Consider the following 18,907-nt stretch of genomic DNA (forward strand, 5'->3'; position numbering starts at 1 on the left):
GATAAGCATTGGTCAGGCGGCAACGGTTACCTGGCCGCGCGGCTTGGCCAGCAGTTGCCTGAACTGGGCAATCTCGTCACGATGGAATACGCCAAGCAGGTACCCCAGCACAGGGTATATCAGTGCCGCGATCAGCCCGGACAACCACCAAACCAGGACCTGCGCCAAGGCAAAGGCAACACCGCCGCCCACGATAAACACCAACGCTGCACGCCCCACGATGTTGGATGAGTATGAATAACCCAATTTACGCAGATACCACTTGATCAACAGATTGCTGACCACCAAACCCGTCAAGCTGGCCAACGGAATGGCATAGGCGCCAATGTAGCCGGTTAACGCAATAGCCATGATGACCGAAGAAGACAAAAGCAGATTGCTGAAAATCAATATCTCGTAATGCTCTACAACCTGCAGAGCCAGATCAAGCAAGCTCCGCTGGGTCTCCATCACCAGGACAACCAGCATCAGCAAAATCAATCTGCCCGCCTCGTGGCCATATTGCCCGCCGGTCACAAAACCAAGCCCATCCTCGCCCGCAGCCAGCACCACGACGCCGAGCCAGCCGATCAGCATAAAATTCACCCGGAACACGATGTCCAGCACGTGATCGACCCGGGAAAACTCCGCACTCTCGGTAAAACGTGCGACCAACACAGGCCGCAACAGCCCTGCAAAGAATTGGGCCGGCATATAGCGGCGCACCATCTCAGCGACCGATTGCGCCAAGCCAAACGCAGCCGTGGACACCGCCGCCAAATAGCCGCCCGCAACAATACGGCTCACCGAGCTGGTACCCGGCAGGATAGCCAGATGCTGCAAATAGGACATGACAGAAAAGCGGATCAGCCGCTTGGCATTGCGCGACCACCATGCCGCGAAACTCTCCTCGCCCGGCTGCGGTGCCGCAGCACCCAGCACACGAATGACGCCAGAGGCCAGGAGAAGCAGGCACACCAACTCAGTCGCCAATTCAATAAGAATGAGATTTTTCAACGTCAGCGCGTGGAAGGAAACCACCCACAACAGCATGACCAATCGTATGAACGATGAGAGCACAAAGGCCCCCTGTCCCATCTTCTGATGCAAGGTGGATTCGAGCAACTGAAACAGGAATTGATTCGTGGCACGCAACCACACCACGCCCAGATATATCTGAAAAATCGCGACCCAGCCTGCCGCGTTAAAGAACGCCGCCAGATAAGGCGCATACGCATGAGCGATTCCGACCGCCAGGCTTAATGCAGCCAGCCTCACGCAGAAAGTGGATATCACCAACCCTCTGAAAGCCCGATTCGCATGCTGCGCATACAGTTCAGGCACATAACGCTGCACGGTATGTGCGAGGCCCAATCCCGCCAATGCAGAGAGAATTTCCACAAACCCCAGCAACACGCTGTAGACGGCGAATTCCGGCACAGACAGTTCGCGCACCAGCAGCAGCAGGATCACGACACCCGTCAACGCAGACAAGCCCTTGCCGAACAGGAAGTGGACTACCCCTTTGCGGACGCGTTCGCGACCATAACGGGCATGCGTGTTCACGCTTCTCCGCCCAGCAATTCCAGATAGCGCGCATGAACCTGCGCCGCCAGCTTGTCATAGGTGCGGTTGGCGGCCACCCACGCAGGACCCCGCGAGCCCATGGCCCGCGCCTTCTCCGGGTTCTCCAGCAGTTCACAGATCGCGTCGGCGAACGACTCCACCCCCCAGGGCACACACAGCCCGGCGCCGCTTTCGGCGAGGATGGCAGCCTGCTCGGGATGGTCGTTCGCCACCAGTGGACGCCCAAGCGCCATGTACTCCACCAGTTTGGTGGGCGAACCTGCGTTCAAAACCGGCGAAGGGTAGATCGGTGACACGCAAACTTCTGCGCTGGCCGCATGGCGCCAGGCCTCCTCCATCGGCACGAAGCCCGTGAAGGTCACTGCATCCGTCAACCCGAGCCGCTGCGTCAGTGCTTCCAGTTCAGCGCGTTCAGCGGGGGAATCGCCTGCCCCCACCATGAAGAGATGGGCGCGGGCATTGCGTTGCCGCACCAGACGGAAGGCCTCGATGATCTGATCCATGCGCCGCACCCGCGCAAGGGTGCCCACATACACCACTTTGCCCGATTGCACGCCCTCGCCTGCATGGGTTGCGACCCAGTCGAGCAGGTGCGGCGGCACACCCATAGGCACCGGGGTCATCTTCGCTACGGGCACGCCGTAGCGGGCCACGTCGCGCAGCATCTGCTCGCTCTGCACAAACACATGATCGGCAACCGCCATCACAAAACGATAGAGGTAGAACCATGAAAGGCGGCCACGCAACCAATACACGACCCGCCCTGGCCCGCGCCTGCCCGCAGCCATCTCGATCAGATGTTCCGGGAAAGGATAGGATGACCAGAAGACAAACCGCGAACCGCGCAAGCGAGCTGCCACCCAACCTAGAAAGGCAAACAGGTAGCGCCGGTCGCGCACCTGGACGATATCGAAACGCTTGCCGAACAGGAGGCTCAGGAACAGCCCGACCTCACACACGTATTGCGCGATCCTGTTGACAGCTTTGCCCGCCCCCCCTGCGACGGGTAGGCGCAACGGCAGATGAACCTCTTGCCCGCCATACCCGGTCTGCAAGCAGGGGCCGGCCCGGTCGCGGCGCATGCTCCACATGACCTCGACTCCGTGCGCCTGCATTTGCCGAACGAACAGTTCTTCCACGTCGAGTCGCCAAGGGGGATAGAAATCTGGAACCGCAAAAAACAAACGGGGCATGCGGGGTAGGTTCCTAGTGATCGATCGAGAGGGCCGACACCGAATTGGCCGGCAAACTCACCCAAGCTTCACCGGATGCGTCGAAATGCAACGTCACAGCTGTGGCTCGGGGCAGCAGGCGCTGGCCATTCAACGCATTGTTCGCGTTCGGGTTCGCGTCGGCGAGCGACACTTGGCGCGCGCTGGGCGTTCTTCCAGCTAGCTGCCGCACCGCCAATTTGAGCTGCACAGCTTTGCCGGACCGGTTGACGGCCCACAGCGCAAACTTGTCCCGCGCGGCATTACTCATCAGGCTGGCACGGATGTCATAGCCGCCTGCATACTCGCTGTCGTTGCGGCTGGCGGTGCGTGTTTCCAGAACCTGGTCGAGCATGCCCTCGCGCAAGACGCGCAGCGCCCAATAGACCGCGCTGGGTTTGAGGCCCGCGCCGGTGCGATGGAACAAGGGCCAGGGGCCACCGACGCCCGCCAGACTGTGCAGAAACTGGCCTTCCACGCCCGGCGTCTGGCTGAGCGCGATGACCATGTCCGCCACCGACAGGGCGCCTTCCAGGTTGCTGGTCGAACCCCAGTTTTGCTTCCAGTCCGGGTCGCTGGTCTTGCCTGCGGGCCAGCGCGCGTGCTCGGTGAGCCAGAGGGTGGCGGGGCGACCGCTGCCCGCCTGCACGGCGGCCGCGCTGGCGCACAAATGCTTGAGCCGATGGGGAACGGGCGGCCCGCCAGGCGGGCCATCGTAGTAAAGATGCAGGGCCTGATCCGGCAACAGACTCGCCAGGGCACGGCTGGTCTCCGTGTTGTAGCTCTTGGCCGACGTCCAGCGCTGGGCATCGTAATCCTCCAGCAGGTTGACAAAGCGGGCTGCGGGGTCTGCCGACCTGATGGCACGCGCGATTTCGAGGGCGCGTGCCGAATATCTTTCAGGCGGCCACTGATACTGGCCGCGGTCGAGTTCATTTCCCAGTTCCCAGCGCAACACGTTCGCATTGGCCTGGCGGGCAGCAGTTGCCCACTGGGCCGCCTGGCTGGAAAGGACAGTAGCTGGCTCCTCGCTGCCGAAATCGCCATAGAGGTTGGCGACCAGCCAGGCCTGGCCCCCTACGGCCTTCAGGAAATTCAGGTATTCGTTGAATCCAAAACGGGTTGCCAGCGGGCCTTTCCAGTCCACGGCACGGCGCAATGGGCGGGATGCCTGGGGGCCGACGCTCGCGCGCCAGTCGAAGTAGTTGGCCACGGTACCGCCGGGGTAGCGATAGACCGCCCCCGGAAACGCTTGCAGTGCCGAGATCACGGCGGGGTTGACCTTCTGGGCCTGGTTGTCCCAAAGGTCTTCCTGGAAGCCGACCCACTCCAGGCTGAAGCCAAAGAACTGGGGTTTCAGCTGTTTGATGACACGATCGGACACTGCCACATGGTATTCGGCTGCCGGCGCCACCTGGACGTTGGGCGGACAGGCAGCGTCTCCCATGCCCATGAAGGCATGGGCTGCGTTCGCCAATACTGACAAGACTAGAGCAGCAACGATGCGGCCTCTGCTCACGGCACCGGGAGAGTTGGGTGACTTGCGGTCACACGCAGCAGAACTAGGCTGGCCCATATTTTCGGTACAGCCAAGCCAGATACCCCAGCAGGGATACGAATACGATCTGGAACCCAAGTATCTGAAGAACCGACAACTCATAGAACAGATAGAACGTGAATATTGCGATGGCTGCCTGAATCGCTATGAGGTCTGCGCGTACAAGAGGGTCCGTTACAGACCTGATCAGCCGGCCGGCCGTTCGCCAAGCCAAGAGGCTCGTCAACAGGAACAAACCGAAGCCGAATAGCCCCGTTTCCCACAACAAGGTCGAGGCCGCAGTTAGCCCGATCCCATATCTCTCATAACGCATCCCGATGTGGCCAGGTGCCAACGTAGCGCCCGACTGCGCGCTCCCCACCCCATTGCCAAACACCATGGAAATCGGATCCTGCATATCCTGTTTTTCAGCCCAGAAAGTCAGGACCGTTGTGCGGTTGAGCAGGCTGTTACCGTAACCGCGGTCGTAAACGTTGTAGTCCAGTATGTCCGCAACCTGCTGATCCAGGCTTTTCTTTGAAAGGCTCGAGTAAGCGTAGCCTGCCGCAATGGTGAAAACCGCTCCCATGGCAAGTGCAGCCAGAGCGTAATGCGGGCGGGCAATCATTTCCCGCCGGTAAAGCACCAGAAACATGAGCGGCAAAAGGATCACGACAACCTTGGTTTCGCCTAGGAAGAGTGGCGCGATGACCAGCGGTGCCAACAGGAAGAGACGCGCTGCTGACAGCTGCTTTTCTTTTTTCCGGGCCAGCAGAAATCCCAAGACAATGATCAGAAAGGTGGCCATTTCTGCACTGGCGCCACCAGCGTAGAGGTACGACCCGAAGGTGCCGGCAACCACATCGATAGGCACCAGACCCGGCATGGAACTAGCATATCCCTCGCGGAGGGGAACCAGTTTAATGAGCTCATAGACCGCGAAGGGCAATTGCACCAATGCCGCCACCAGAAGAAATCCGCGCCATCTACGAATATCACGCTCATCAATACTGAGCCAGCACAGAGCAAACATCAGCCCCCACATCTGGAAATAACGCTTAAAACCGCTGAGGAATTCGCCGGCACCGTGCCACTGGGCCAGACTGCCGACAACAACGAAAAACAAGAAGATCAGGGCAGCCCAGATAAAGGCAGGCGTATTGCGAGCAACTCCCGGCACGCCAATCAATTTGAACAACGCACTCGCCAAAAGGACAAAGCCCAGAATGGATATTCCCCAAACAGCCTTGGTGGCGATGAAATCCACCCAGATAGGCAAGACGCCGGCAACAAGCAAGCCCATCGACAGGATCAGCCAGATATTCCACCCCGGCCTCACCACTAAAAGCGCGCCAACAATCAGCCCAACAGAGAGGGCTACAAGAATAATGTTCGCCGATACGGCGATCAGACCGAAAAATATGGCCAACAGAATGGTCACACCTGCGATTCCCAGAATTAACGGTAATCCGAGCGATCCAGAGACCGATGGGGAACGGGGAATGTAAAGAGTGCTGGCCATAAAGCGTGCTTTCTACCTTGATGTACGTTTCCCGGATGATCCCGGGTATACGCCGCCCCAAAAGCGATAATCCCGCGTTGTAGCGCCGGAGGTGAAAACTCTATTGGTCATGGAATTCAGTTCTTAGTGGCTCAACTGGCCGCAGCTGGATGGCCGATGATGCGTACCCTGCCATCGGAGGTGAGTGCTCCCAACAGGGCACGTGAGAAATCATCTTGCATGCGATAGGCTGCGGCATCATCAGCCTGAATGCTTGAAACACGGAACAGCAGGCCATCGGGAATCTTGCCTGTCAGACCATATTTCAATTGCTGGATTTTCCATTTCAGGCTTTTGACGGTAGCAACTTCGTCACCCACCGTTGTCCAGTAGGTGATCGGCTCATGACGCAGCCCTTGCGTTGCGACCAAACGCCTGACCGGAATGGTGCCATTGCCGGTAGAAAACTCATCGTCAACGTTTCGTAGTATCTGGAATCCCTGCGCGGGATAACAAACCTCAGGCTTGTGCACTGCCATGCTCTCGCGCTGGTCCCCGCCATACGCGATCGACAGCATGATGCGCTCGCCCTGCGAATTCACATAGGTGCGAGTCAGCGTCTGCTTGTAAATCGACTTGATCTCCGCCTCTTGCTCAGGATTGGCGATGATGGGCCTAATTGTTTCGTCGATCTTCCAGTCGCCGAATGCTTTTGGAATTAGCACCTCCAGATCAAGTTTAGGCTCGCTATTGATGATTTTCTGGGTGGGTTTGAGCGCCAGCGCCATGCCTGCAGCGGCAAACATGAACAAGCCGATGATCAGGTGCTTGAAGCTGATGAGTTTCATGTCTTGACTCCAGGGGCCCGGCGATCAGGGCCGCGTCTGTGCACGCGGACGGTCTGGGAAGATGAAGCCCAACACCCAGTCCAGCACAAACAAAAACAGCAGACCGATGATAAACAGCATGATGCCGGCAAAGCCATGCAGGAAGCCCTGCCCTGCTTCATCGCCCAGATGATAGGTAATCAACACCAGCACCATCACGCGCACGATGTTGGCGGCAAATGCGATCGGCAGGATGGCGGCCATGATGATGAGGTTGCGCGCGACGCTGGTGCGCTGCATCAGATACAGGTACAACAAACCCATGGCCGACAGGCTGAACATGGAATGCAGGCCCGAACAGGCGTCGGCCACCAGCAACTGGTAGGGACCCACGGTGAGCGTGACGCCGCTGCGCGCGATGGGATAGCCTGCCGCATACAGGACGTTTTCGGCGATGATCGAAATATATTGCTTGAGCGGGCCGGTGGCGGCATCGACGACAAAACCCGGCAGTGGAATCATGAACACCAGGAAGAACAGCGCAAACCACAAGGCGCGGGCGGCCCTGGTGCCTACCGTAATGAGCAGCGCTCCAAGGATGACCGGGATCTGGGAGCCGATCTCGAATATCAGGATGTCCTGCGAACGCCCCAATGCATACGCAAGCAAGCCGAAAGCAAGCAGTGCCCAACCGATTGCCATTTCGCCGCGCGTCGGCGGTTTGCAGTTGTCGGCCACGAACACGGCGCGCTTCTGCCAGACCAGGAACAGGGCGACCACCAGCACGATGGGACCGTGCGCTTGCTCTTCTGTATTCCAGATGCCGTGCGCCAGAGTCCAGTAGGTGGGCACATACAGCACCAGCAGACCGAGCACCACAGGCCACCAGGTTTTGAGCGGGGCGAGCGCGTCGAGAATGGGCGCGCGCGAGGCAAGCGTATTCATCACATCAATCCAGGACGACAGCACCGACCACTTGCGCACCGGTGAAGAGGATTTTTTCTTTCAACTCGGCTAGCGGAGCCAAGCGGCTGACGTTGCGGCGAGTAGCGATCAGCATGCCCCCGGCGCGATCGGCAACCACCTGGAAGTCCGAAGTGAGCTGCGACGGAGCAGTATCCAGCAGGATGATGTCGTAGCTGGTTTCCAGGCCGGACAAGAGCGCGCCGAAAGCCGGGCGTGCCAGCAATTCGGCTGGATTGGGCGGCGGCGAGCCGGCGGGCAGAACGGCCAGCGTATGGAAGGGTTTGACCGAGTGCACCTGCAGCGAAGGCACACGGTCGGCCAGGATGTCGGAAAGCCCCATGCCGTTCCCCAGATGGAATATCTCCTGCTGGCGCGGCTGCCGCATGTTGGTATCGATCAGCAGCACCTTGCGGTTCATCTGAGCAAACAGCACGGCCAGGTTGGCGGCCAGGTAGCTTGCGCCTTCATCGGCGCTTGTACTGCCGACTGCCAGGGTTTTGCGTCCCTCGTTGAACCAGCGCAGCAACAGTTCGGAACGCACGGTGCGCAGTGCTTCGGCTTCCTTGCTGTAGGGGGCGGTGGCCGCGGTGAGTTCGGGATTGAGGCTGGCCTCGGCTGCGGGAATGTAGGGGTATTCAAATTGCTGCGACAGCGCTTGCTGGATGTCGGCCTCGGTCACCAGACCGAGCTTTTGCGCGGCCTCGCCGAAGCGCAGGTTCTGTTCCTGTTGCAACTTGAGCACACGCTCCATGTCCTGCGGCTTGAGCTTGCCGGCATCCTGCAGCAGCTTGCCGATGTTGGCTTCAGCCCGGATGCTGGTTGCAGCCGCTTCGACGATGCTGCCCTGTTCGCTGACACTGGTAATTGAATTCATGTGAACCTCGGCTTATCCGGTGTGGTATCTGGTTCGCTGGCGATCAAGCCATGGCGGGGCGGTTGCGACGGAACATGCGGTGCAGGGCTTCCAGGCGGCGACCTTTCTTGGTGACCTCTGCCAGCACCGGAATATCCAGCCCGGTGGCGAGGTCCTGTCCGGAACGCACGCGCCGATCCAGCAACTCGACCAAAAATCCGATACCCACGCCCAGCATAGTGCCCAGGAACAGCGACAGCAGGATGTTCAGGAATACTTTCGGCTTGGAAGGCTTGGTGGGGGCAACGGCCGGATTCAACACGGCAATGTCGGTCTGCGTGGACTGGGCTTCCATGCGGCTCTGGCCATAGCGCTGCAGGGCGGAATCGTATATCTGTTGGGCGTTTTGCACATCGCGCGCCAGCAAGGAGGCCTCTTCGCGCTGCTGCTTGAGTGCCAGGACAGTGGCCTTTTGCTTGGCGAATGCGGTGCTCAACTCGTTGTAGCGTTGTTTTGCAGCGCCAGCCGTTGCGCCCACGCCGCGCGTCGCGAGGTTGAGTTCGTTGGCGAGCCTGGTCTTGTAGCTGTTCACCTCGGCCAGAGTGCGCTGGTAATCGGGGTGGTTCACCCCCACACGCTTGGCGAGGTCGGCCAGTTTGCCTTCGCCCTGCGAGACCTGCGCCTTGAGGCCTTGCACCACGGGGTTATTGATCACTTCCGGCAGGCTGGCGCTGTCGCGCGTACGCGAGCCGGCATCGAAGGCCGCCGATTGCGCGGCGACCATCTGGCTGGCCAGATCGCCCATACGTCGGGTCTCCACGTCCAGTCTTTCGTCGGATTCGACTATGCCCTTTTCGCGTTGGTAAGCAGTGAGCTTTTGCTGTGCATCATCGAGTTTCTGGCGTAACTCGATAATTTGCTGATCGAACCAGGCGGCGGTCAGTTTGGCCGGCGCCAAGCGCAGGTCAATACTGGTCTCGATGTACGCCTTGGCAAAAGCGTTAGCAATCGCTGCCGAGAATCGCGGATCGGAGCCAGAAAACGCGACAGAAATCACGTTGGATTCGCGTGAGGGTTCCACACTGAGGTTCTTCAGAAGCAGGTCGGCCAGCCATTGATTGATGTCGCCGTTGCCTTTGGTCGCCTCCATGAACTGCTCGTGTGTGCCGGGGCTATCCGCCAGCTTCAGTTCGCGCACCACTTTTTGCGCGACATTCGCACTCTGGATAACGTCGACCTGCGTCGCCATGTAGCCGGGAAACATCTGCGACGGCATCAACTGACCTGTTAGAGGATCCTTGCTTTTAGAGTCGATGATCAGCGCAGTGGTGGCGGTGTATTGCTTGGGCAGCAACAGACTGACCGCCGTGGTGACGGCAACGGTCAGCAACAGCACACTGAGGATGATCGCCTTGCGCGCATTCAGAATCAGCAGGAATTGAGTGAAGTTCATTGCGGGTTCCTTAGAACAGGCTTTCCTTGACGTAGATCACGTCGTCTTTTTGGACCGGGTCGCCCAACTGGGCGTCCATTTCCTGCATCGTCCCCTTCGCATCGCGGCGCAGGATCTTGATGCCACGCTGAGTGCCGCGCTGGGTGAGTCCGCCGCCCAGCGACAGCGCCTGCACTACACTCATGTTCCGCTCCAGGCGGAACGCGCCAGGGCGCTGAACTTCACCGTAGATGTAGAACATCGGTTGGCGTGCCACGTTGATAATGTCGCCGTCCTGGATCAGTTCGTTGCTGGCTTCGCCGCCCGGCTTGAACAGGGCGACCATGTCGATGTCGTGGTAGGTGGTCTTGCCGTCGCGCGTGCGCACCAAAGTGACGGTATCTGCGCCGTCGATGATGATGCCGCCGGCCAGTGCCAGCGCATCGGTCACCCGGCTGATTTTTTCCAGCGTGTATTGCCCGGGCCTGTTGACACGGCCCAGCACCGAAATGTGCTGGCTGCGGTATTGCACCACGTTGAGGGTGACAAAGGGTTTGATGATGAAACCACCCTTGCCAAGCCGTTCCGCAATTTCGGTCTCGCCCTGGGCGGGGGTGATGCCCGCCATCTTGACGTCACCAATCAGCGGGAAAGTGATGGTGCCGGTCTCGCTCACGCGCGCATCGGTGGTGAGATCGGGCTGCCCGTATACGGTGATGTGCAGCACATCGCCCGTTCCCATGAGGTAATCGCTATCCGCGCTCCACGCGGGTGCTGCCAGCAGCAACGCGCAAAGCATCAACACACTACGCCACAACCTGATCATTGCTCTCTCCAATCGGCGGCCGCTCCAATAGCCAGCTGCTGTCCTGCCTGAATTATTTTCTTTGCAGACCATCGGCTTCTTGGCTGATGGCCATGTGAACTACGCTCAACCTACTGTCTTAAATCCTGCTGCCTGTGAAACAGTAGCCCAGTCCGGGGCAACGCAACTGGCGGCCATTCTAACCTTGTCCATGGTTCAAATCGCCCACTCGGCTTCAAGCATTGCTGGAATGCAAAACCCATACCCGCAACCACCTGACGATGATAGCCCCTTAGAAATCGGCCCTTACGTTGGCAAACACCATGTGAAATTTGTAATCCTCGACAGATTTGTTGGAATCCCGCCGCCCTGCGCTGACGCCGACGTCCACCGACACAGCCTGGATCGGCATATAACTGACCGAAAGCGATTCGCCAAAGGTGTCGTCGTTGCGTTGCAATTGTGTTGTTCCCGGATCGCCTTTGAAATCGCGGTTTTCGAAAGTCACGCCGGCATTCAGGCGCCATTTTTCGCGCATCAGCCACACGCCATTCAGGCTCGCGCCTTTCTTCAGCACCGAACTGGCGTTGATATCCTGCGCACCACCCAGTTCCTGGTAGACGGAGAAGCTAAGCAGCGTCTTGCCGGTAGCGTACCAGTCGCCCGATAGGCGACCGATGAAGCCGCTGAAATTGGGGCGCTGCTTGGTTTGCGGCACATAATAGTTGTAACTCCCCCGCAGGACGTTTTCGTACTGGCGATCGACCCACCCCGCCTGCCCGTGCAGTTTCAGCTTGCCGGAAACAGACCAGTCGCCGAGCAGATTGTATTCAGTCTGCCTGTAGCTGTTGTCCGCTACTTCGGCAGGAATGACAGGGAAAGGAGGGAAGGGAAAAATGAAGGCTTGCAGAACTTGTGCGATGGGATATTCAGCGTCGACCCTTCTCACCTGCGCGCGCAGGGTACTGCCCTTGGGCGTGCGGTAGGTCAACGTAACATCGCGCGCCTGCTGCTGAACATCCTGCGAAGCCAGCGAAGGGGCGCTATTAGTGTAGTCCGCATCATCGATGCCCCCGCCGATCCGCCAGCGCGGGTGGAACTCCCAGTCGGCGCGGCCGAAGCGGCGCTTGCGCGTGACCAGGTTATTGACCTGTCCGACACTGTCAAAATTGCTCTGGCTGAGCGATTCGGATGCGCCCAGATTGCCGCTCAGCCGGTTTCCCAAGTGCCAGTTCCAGATGCCCTTGTAGTCATTGCCGTCGGAATCGAACATCGAATTGCGGTCGTAGCGAACGCGGGTTTTGGTCACATTGGCGACGACTTCCTGCCGCCCCGGTTTCCAGTCGACGTTCAGCCCGGCGCTCAGGACACTGTAGCGGTCCGGGCGCGGCGTGCCGGGGCTTTCGGTGTCGGCCAGGCGAAACAGGTTGCTGTCGTAGAACCAGCCGTAGGACACGAACGGGCGGAAGGTATCGCCCTCCTTCGCGTGGGCGGGCGTGGCAAGCGCCACGCCGAGCGCCATCCCCACAAGCGACAGCGCACGCTTCACCAGAAACTCCAGTGTCCCGTGGCCACCACATACGCACCCAGCGCACCGTTGGTGACGCCATGCGCAATGATCGGCGCCCACAGATTGCGGGTGCGGATATACAGCCAGCCATACGCCAGCCCGGCGACCAGGCCAGCCAGCCACTGCACGTGCTCGACGGCAAATAGCGCACTGGCGATGAGCAGCGCCTTGAAACCGATCCGTGCAGGGTCCAGCGCCAGGAAATCGGTCTGTTGCACCCAGCGCTGCAGAAAGGAGCGCCAGAATAGCTCTTCCATGACGGGCACCACCAGCACGGCGCCGGCAATGCGAAACACTACCAGCAGCCAATCGATGTTGCCGGACGCGTCGGTGGGATTGTAGCCCTTGCCCGCTTCGCCCAACAGCATCCACCCTGCATCGAGGTTGACCCACAGCACCAGCACAATCAAGCCGACCACCAGTGACAGCAGCAGATGCTTCAGCGGCAGGCCATATGATTTGAGCTCGGTGTAATGGCGCCACAGCACCGCCAGCGCCAGCGCGACCAATCCGGCTTTCACCGGATACAGCCAGCGCACATCGAAGCCGGGCGCCCAGCCCTGCAACAGACCTTCCAGTGCAAGCAGGACGATATACAGCCCGAACGGCAGGCTGCGAACGAATATGGGAGACATGGACACGTGTCGAAAAACGCAAGAAGCAAGGCTCAAGAAGCAAGAGCCAAGACAGGCGAGCGAATCCTCCCGCTCACGAACACCCTGTCTCTTGTATCTTGCCCCTTGCTCCTTGCTTACTTCAGGCCGGAAACGCCCTTGCTGATCGCATCGGCATCAGCGGCGGGTGCGGCGGCATCCTTGGCCGGAGCTGCAGGCGCGGTTGCGGCGGGCTGCTCGGCGGGGGCTGTCGCCTCCTTGCCCGCATCGGCAAACTCGCCCACGTATTCGATCTTTGCGGCGGCCTTCAGGCTGTCCAGTTCGGCTTTGGCTGCCTTCTGGCGCGCCTCGTTTTGCAGCAGGCGCGCAATGGCCGGCTTGGCCTGCTCCAGCGTCACCGGCTGCAGCTGCGAATCGGCCAACACAATCACCGTCATGCCTTCAGGCGTGTTCACGATCATGGCCTGGCCGTCCGGCATCTCCGACAGCTTCGCCACCATCGGCAGCGGCAACTGCTCGGCCGGCTTCACGACCTGCGAGGCCTGGGCCGGGTATTTCTCGGTCTTCAGCCAGTCGACAAACTCGTTGAGCGACTTGGAGGCCCGCAACTGGGCGCCAATCGCCTCCAGCTTGTCCTTGGGCGCCTTGATCGCGAGTTCCTGCAGACGATAAATCTTGCGCTTGGTGAATAGCTCCGGATGCTTATTGAAGTAATCGGAGATCTCTGCATCGGTCGGCTCCGCCGGCGTGCCCAGCTTGCGGCTCATGTAGGTCTCGGCCATGATCTGGCGGCGCGCCGCATCGAGCGCCTGCACCACCGTGGGATCACGATCCAGTTTCTCGGACTGCGCCTTCTGCGCCAGAACTTCCTGGTCCACCAGATTGCGCACCACCTGCAACGAAGCCGCCTTGGACTGATCCTTGTCGAGATTGGGAATACGCTGCAGTGCGAAGTTCACCTGCGACACCGTTAGTTCGGTGCCGTTGACCTTGGCCGCCACCTGGGTCGGCTTTTCCTCTTTTGCTGCCCCGTCCTTCTTGTCACCGCAACCTACGATCAGCGCAGCGATCAGCAACGGGAGATACAGCCTCTTCAAACCTTGCATGTTTGTCGTCCTCTTCATCCAGATTATTGGAAATTATGTGGTACGAATGTTACACGATGCATGCTGTCGGTGATGAATGCGGGTGCACTAATACACATCTAAATGAGTGAAAAAATTTGAATGCGACGTTTACGCTTTTTTATGCTGGCATAGCAAAAGACTTACCGTAACCACGATAGAAAAAGGTGGCACCCTTTTGCCGCGGCTTGTCCAAACCTTGAGATTGTTATTGTAAAAAATAAGAGGGCGCAATCGCCCTCTTGTCATCCAGACCGACCCAAAAAAGCTGATCGGCTTAGAACTTGACCGCCAAGCCTGCCGTCATCAAATCGATATCCAGGTTGTCGAATTTGTAGCGCTCTACTTCGGCCCGCAGGTCTACGTTATCAATAAGCGCGTAACTTGCACCCAAACCATAGAACACGTCGTAGCCATCGGTCCCCTTGGTTTTAGATGCTGTTTTTCCGGTTGCAGTCGCGGAGATGGTTTTCAAATTCGAGCTCCAGCTACTTGCGCCTACTTTGGCAAACACAGAAACGCGCTTGGTCACAGGAAGCGTACCCACCGCCGCCAGCGTCCAAGCGTCGTTTTCGGCGGTCGTGTAAACAGTTCTGGCGGGCCCCGTCAAAGTACCGTAGGCCTTGTTATCGTTGAAATCGACAAAACCGCCTTCCACGCCAAAATACTTACTGAACTGATACCCTCCAAACACTTTGAAACCCAAGCTCCTCTTGTCCGCCGAGGCCGGTGAAGACGAACCGAAAGATGAATTCACAAAATCCGTGGAGTATCGTTCCCAGTCATTATTTTTTGACTGCCCGATTCCAAATCCCATATAAATTCCAGTCGGGTCCAGCGCATCCATCGGGGCATCGCCGTATTCAGTCTTGCCAGGATCAAGCACCCAGCCCAGAGTCACCCCAAAAATATTCTGGTGCATGTCGATCGTGGCCGCACCAACGATGTTCTGTTGCAGCGGCGACCGCTGGGGATTCGACGGAACGTACATATACGCCCCAGTGATTTCGAGTTCCTCGCTCGCTTTGTAGGTAAAACCCAACGAATAATGCTCTTCGGTGTTGGCAGGCGCCAGCGTGGCAAAGGTCAATTGATCATCAGGGATTGGGTTCTTGCCATAGTTATATCCAGCCCGAACCTGTAGCCGCTGATTCACGCCGTACTGCACGCCCAGCTTGTAAATTGTTTGATCCTTGAAACCGAAGCCCATGCCATTGTCATTCCCCAGCTCTTTGGATTTATCAAGATGGGAAGGCAGACCTTGCAGGTTTGTAGCACTTGTCGTTCCAGGGAATGTGCCCGGCCCACGATTGCCGAGAGCAGCAATATCGGAAAACTTTACATGCAGCACATCGACAGCAAGCACCAGATTCTTGATGGGTTTGATCGCGAGACCAATGCCATAACTTTCCGGAAGGTCGAAATCACCCTGCTGGGCAAACAGACCCCGGTATTTGTCGAATTTGGTCATGTAAGTCCGCGAATTGTAGACTAGGCCCACGGTGAGCTTATTATCCAGAAACTCGCCCAGATAACCTAACTTGACCCCAGCGCCATAGGCATAATCGAAACCCTGGTTGGTGACATGGGCAGGGTCTGATGTGATCGTGGTGACCCCGGATGGCGCCGTATCGTCAAATGCAGCGAAAGCGTCAAGACCAAACGCCCGGAAGCGGCTGGCCGCAAACGCCAGCGACGCCCCAACAGAATGGTTGTCATTGATCCTGTAGGCCACGGTAACGGGCGCTTGCAGGATCATCAAGTCCACCCCAAGCTTCTTGTCTGCGGACGGCGTGTCAACCGTTCCCGTTTCCCAGGAAAAGAAGTTGTACGGATATGAAGTCCCGCCACCGCCGTAAGGCACAAAGGCCATCCCGACATGCAGTTGCTCGGTCAGTGGCATCGTCATGCCCATTTCTGGCATCACATAGTACTTGTTATCGCTTTCGGAACATCCATCGAAGCCCAAACTCGTGAACCATGAAGGATAAAATGTCCCCACCCCAGGAATAGTGACCGAACGGATCAGCCCTGTGCCGGTACCCGTACAGGCATGCCGTTCGGCGTTGAAGATACCGACCCCGATGTCCGCACGCATGCCGGTATTGACAATGTTGGCCGGGTTCGCCGCCTGCGAAAGCGAATCACGGCCATAGGCGATGCCGACGCCCCCCATGCCAACCGCACGATAGCCGAACCCCGGCATGAGGGGGCCGTTCGTGGCCTGAGCCGGCTCATACGTCAGAATCAGGGCGGCAGTCAGTGCTGCCAGGCGAAATGCGGAATGCTTCACAAAATTCTCCTCCAAGTTACTCATTCTTGTTAATGCAACCGATACCTCAATGGTGCCATTAACTCTTTATATAGGGGGGCATGACACTTACGCCTGCTTACCCTTTGTTTCTGCCTGGATGGTAACCCAAAGACGAGTTGCCAAACCCAAGAAAAATCCATCCATTGTCCAATTCATTTATTCAGCCATCATGGCAGCACCAACATCCCTGTTTAGCCATGGTTTCTTGGCCCAGCTGGGCACATAACATCGGCACCCCGCTACCACGAATGCGACTCGTAATGCCAGCGAGCCGCGAGGACACCAGCGAATGCGCGGGTCACCCGGCGGGAGATAATTCAAAAAAACAGGGGCTTTCGCCCCTGTTTGTTCATCAGCCCTTAAGTTACCAAGGCCACGTTACTATGCTCAGATCGTAGCTTTGCGACGACGCACGGCGAAACCGACCAGACCAAGGCCAGCCAGCATCATGCCGTAGGTGGACGCCTCCGGAACGGCCTGCGTCACGGTGCCCTCCATGTGCAACTGGTAGAACACCCCCGGGAAGGCGGGCGAATCAGACGGGACCGACGCCGAATAATCCAGAGTGTAGGCGTGATCATACACCCCATCCCAGACAAAGGTAGCGGCAGCACCGGCTCCCATGTTGATGTACGGGACGTTGTTCCAAGCAACTGCCCAACCGCTCATGTCAAGGCCTGCTTCAGTACTACCGGTAACACCGGCTGCGTTCGTGACGAAGTTGGTGCCCGCCGAGCTGAAGAAGCCCCAAGTGTCAACAATCGGGCCCGCCGAACCTACAGTGCTGAGACCATTGCCATAGGGGCCGGCAACGCTGCTTTGACCAATCACGAGTCCGGGCGAATTGGCCGCAGACAAGGCGGTCTTTTCGTTTTGCTCAATGCCATTATTATTGGTATCCATACCGAACCAGGAGCCGGAATAGCCAGTCAGAAAGTTGCCAACACCAGGAATATTCGTATAAATAGGTGCGCCAGCAGTAATGGTCAGCGTATCGCCATTGTTAACAGCAGTAGCATGAGCGCTCATCGCACCCATGACGCCGACACTGCCGATTGCCAAGGTAAACATGGTTTTCTTGAAGTTCATTTTATAAATCTCCTCGTGTAGAAAGTATCGATCGAAACAACACCTACATCCTCCTGCCACACGGTGCGCAACATCCGGCACCGAACAAATCCCTTCGCGGCGACTCTCACCTAGCAATGGCCGTTCCAGCTATGCGCGAGATTTACTTATGGGCTTACATATCAAGCATTTAAGGATTGAATTTGGTTCCTTCGAGCAAAAAGAATAGTAGGTTAGGACCATCCGTGTAAAAAAAACCGACAAATTCAACCATCCAAGGCCGGTCAGGATGGCTCATCCAGGCCGGCACCCAAGCTCTATCGCGTGCGCCGAGTCATATAGTCATTTCAGAACAGTTGCTTAACCCAATTCCGTACAAAGCTGGCAATGTGTAAAATTTATCGACAATACATATACAATTAGTATTATTAATGTTGCTATAAGCTGCGTTTTGGCCCGCGAGCGCGGCCCACGGGCCCTTCTGTTTGCCCGGTCCTGCGCCGCTGCTGCCTGGCTGACATTGCATCGAGCTGCCCGAAAATCGTCGACCGGACCGTTCGAAACACACGGGCAAGCGACAAGAAGGAATTCCGTTCACGTTAGCCGCTGAATACCGTAAGGTTTGGCCATTAACGGCGCCTGGCCCTCGAAGCGTTCCGTCCGAACAGGGTAGCCGTCCACAATACGCGAGCCCCGTTTGGCGGCATGCGTCCGTGGACGCGTACGATTCCCAATTTAAATCAAACCTGATTGCCCAGGAGCAAACGGCTATTGCGCCCGTGACAGCCTTCAAAGCCTGCCTGCAGGATTACCTTGCATGCCCCGGAAGGTCATGCCCGTACAGGCTAATTCTGCAGACCAGCCCACGTGAGTCTAGCTGCCCCTATCTTGCAGGCGGCGTCTTAACGCTCAGTAAACTTCCTGTCTCACCAGACAACCGCAAGGGTCTTGCCGATGATCATCAGATCGAACCGCCGCAACCCGTTGCGCAGGGTGTCGATGTCGTACTGGACACGAGCACGCATCTTGTCGAGCGTCTCGGTTTCGCCGCGCAGGCCGTTGACCTGGGCCCAGCCGGTGATGCCCGGCTTGACCTTGTGGCGCAGCATGGTGCCCTTGATGAGCTTGCGGTACTGCTCGTTGTGGGCGACGGCGTGGGGACGCGGGCCGACGACGCTCATGCGGCCCTGCAGGACGTTGATGAACTGCGGCAGTTCGTCGAGCGAGGTACGACGGATGAAGGCGCCGAAAGGGGTGATGCGGGAGTCGCCGCGCCCAGCCTGCTTATGATATCGCCATCTCGCACACGCGCGTGGAGCGGAATTTGTGCCGGTGGACCGACAGGGTCGGGTAGCCGGGCCTCGTTGCCCGTCTGCCGCCTGGGCTGCGCCCACCCTACTCCGACCGGCATTACCGGAACGACGGATGAAGGCCCCAGCATGGTGGGCAGAACTCCACACACATTTGCGACCCGCCCTTCGACAAGCCTGCCCCGAGCGTAGTCGAAGGGTTTCAGGGC

The 18,907-nt window shown here is 58.3% G+C and carries 14 protein-coding genes and 1 pseudogene; all 15 read right to left on the reverse strand.

Annotated features, from left to right (window positions below):
• Positions 1-12: 12 nt before the first annotated feature.
• A complete protein-coding gene (locus VA613_RS09955) occupies positions 13-1,545 on the reverse strand; it encodes a lipopolysaccharide biosynthesis protein (protein ID WP_324778859.1) in 1,533 nt (510 codons plus the stop codon).
• Positions 1,542-2,705: a glycosyltransferase family 4 protein gene (locus VA613_RS09960; protein WP_324778860.1), complete on the reverse strand. Its 1,164-nt coding sequence runs from the start codon at positions 2,703-2,705 to the stop codon at positions 1,542-1,544. The genes VA613_RS09955 and VA613_RS09960 overlap by 4 nt, the downstream gene beginning before the upstream one ends.
• Positions 2,706-2,772: 67 nt before the next feature.
• Entirely contained in the window at positions 2,773-4,254 is a 1,482-nt protein-coding gene (locus tag VA613_RS09965) for a hypothetical protein (RefSeq protein WP_324778861.1), read from the reverse strand.
• Between the two features lie 85 nt (positions 4,255-4,339).
• Positions 4,340-5,836, reverse strand: coding sequence for a hypothetical protein (locus VA613_RS09970; RefSeq protein WP_324778862.1), 1,497 nt, complete (start codon positions 5,834-5,836; stop codon positions 4,340-4,342).
• Positions 5,837-5,967: 131 nt separating this feature from the next.
• A complete protein-coding gene (epsI, locus tag VA613_RS09975) occupies positions 5,968-6,663 on the reverse strand; it encodes an exosortase-associated protein EpsI, B-type (RefSeq protein ID WP_324778863.1) in 696 nt (231 codons plus the stop codon).
• Between the two features lie 24 nt (positions 6,664-6,687).
• Entirely contained in the window at positions 6,688-7,587 is a 900-nt protein-coding gene (gene xrtB / locus VA613_RS09980) for an exosortase B (RefSeq protein WP_324778864.1), read from the reverse strand.
• A 4-nt stretch (positions 7,588-7,591) separates the two neighbouring features.
• Positions 7,592-8,482, reverse strand: a complete 891-nt coding sequence (gene epsG / locus VA613_RS09985; protein WP_324778866.1) for a chain length determinant protein tyrosine kinase EpsG — start codon at positions 8,480-8,482, stop codon at positions 7,592-7,594.
• Positions 8,483-8,525: 43 nt separating this feature from the next.
• On the reverse strand, positions 8,526-9,914 hold the full coding sequence (epsF, locus tag VA613_RS09990) for a chain length determinant protein EpsF (protein WP_324778867.1): 1,389 nt from the start codon (positions 9,912-9,914) through the stop codon (positions 8,526-8,528).
• A 10-nt stretch (positions 9,915-9,924) separates the two neighbouring features.
• Positions 9,925-10,719 carry a polysaccharide export protein EpsE gene (gene epsE, locus VA613_RS09995; RefSeq protein WP_324778868.1) on the reverse strand — a complete coding sequence of 265 codons (795 nt, stop codon included), beginning with the start codon at positions 10,717-10,719 and terminating at the stop codon, positions 9,925-9,927.
• Between the two features lie 271 nt (positions 10,720-10,990).
• Positions 10,991-12,247, reverse strand: a complete 1,257-nt coding sequence (gene epsL / locus VA613_RS10000) for an XrtB/PEP-CTERM-associated polysaccharide biosynthesis outer membrane protein EpsL (RefSeq protein WP_324778869.1) — start codon at positions 12,245-12,247, stop codon at positions 10,991-10,993.
• A complete protein-coding gene (locus tag VA613_RS10005; RefSeq protein WP_324778870.1) occupies positions 12,244-12,903 on the reverse strand; it encodes a CAAX prenyl protease-related protein in 660 nt (219 codons plus the stop codon). Before VA613_RS10005 ends, epsL begins: the two co-directional genes overlap by 4 nt.
• A gap of 116 nt (positions 12,904-13,019) precedes the next feature.
• Positions 13,020-13,988 carry an EpsD family peptidyl-prolyl cis-trans isomerase gene (locus tag VA613_RS10010; RefSeq protein ID WP_324778871.1) on the reverse strand — a complete coding sequence of 323 codons (969 nt, stop codon included), beginning with the start codon at positions 13,986-13,988 and terminating at the stop codon, positions 13,020-13,022.
• Positions 13,989-14,283: 295 nt separating this feature from the next.
• Positions 14,284-16,299, reverse strand: a complete 2,016-nt coding sequence (locus tag VA613_RS10015; protein ID WP_324778872.1) for an outer membrane protein transport protein — start codon at positions 16,297-16,299, stop codon at positions 14,284-14,286.
• A 408-nt stretch (positions 16,300-16,707) separates the two neighbouring features.
• On the reverse strand, positions 16,708-17,409 hold the full coding sequence (locus VA613_RS10020) for a PEP-CTERM sorting domain-containing protein (RefSeq protein ID WP_324778873.1): 702 nt from the start codon (positions 17,407-17,409) through the stop codon (positions 16,708-16,710).
• A gap of 905 nt (positions 17,410-18,314) precedes the next feature.
• Positions 18,315-18,674: pseudogene (locus VA613_RS10025) on the reverse strand (sugar transferase); the annotation flags it as partial.
• Between the last annotated feature and the right edge of the window lie 233 nt (positions 18,675-18,907).

Origin of the sequence: Thiobacillus sp. SCUT-2, assembly GCF_035621355.1 — a bacterium.
GTDB lineage: Bacteria > Pseudomonadota > Gammaproteobacteria > Burkholderiales > Thiobacillaceae > Thiobacillus > Thiobacillus sedimenti.

Coding starts and splice junctions, on each gene's coding strand:
- VA613_RS09970 (WP_324778862.1), bottom strand. CDS start 5,836: ATGGCCAGCACTCTTTACATTCCCCGTTCCCCATCGGTCTCTGGATCG.
- epsI (WP_324778863.1), bottom strand. CDS start 6,663: ATGAAACTCATCAGCTTCAAGCACCTGATCATCGGCTTGTTCATGTTT.
- xrtB (WP_324778864.1), bottom strand. CDS start 7,587: ATGAATACGCTTGCCTCGCGCGCGCCCATTCTCGACGCGCTCGCCCCG.
- epsG (WP_324778866.1), bottom strand. CDS start 8,482: ATGAATTCAATTACCAGTGTCAGCGAACAGGGCAGCATCGTCGAAGCG.
- epsF (WP_324778867.1), bottom strand. CDS start 9,914: ATGAACTTCACTCAATTCCTGCTGATTCTGAATGCGCGCAAGGCGATC.
- epsE (WP_324778868.1), bottom strand. CDS start 10,719: ATGATCAGGTTGTGGCGTAGTGTGTTGATGCTTTGCGCGTTGCTGCTG.
- VA613_RS10005 (WP_324778870.1), bottom strand. CDS start 12,903: ATGTCTCCCATATTCGTTCGCAGCCTGCCGTTCGGGCTGTATATCGTC.
- VA613_RS10010 (WP_324778871.1), bottom strand. CDS start 13,988: ATGCAAGGTTTGAAGAGGCTGTATCTCCCGTTGCTGATCGCTGCGCTG.
- VA613_RS10020 (WP_324778873.1), bottom strand. CDS start 17,409: ATGAACTTCAAGAAAACCATGTTTACCTTGGCAATCGGCAGTGTCGGC.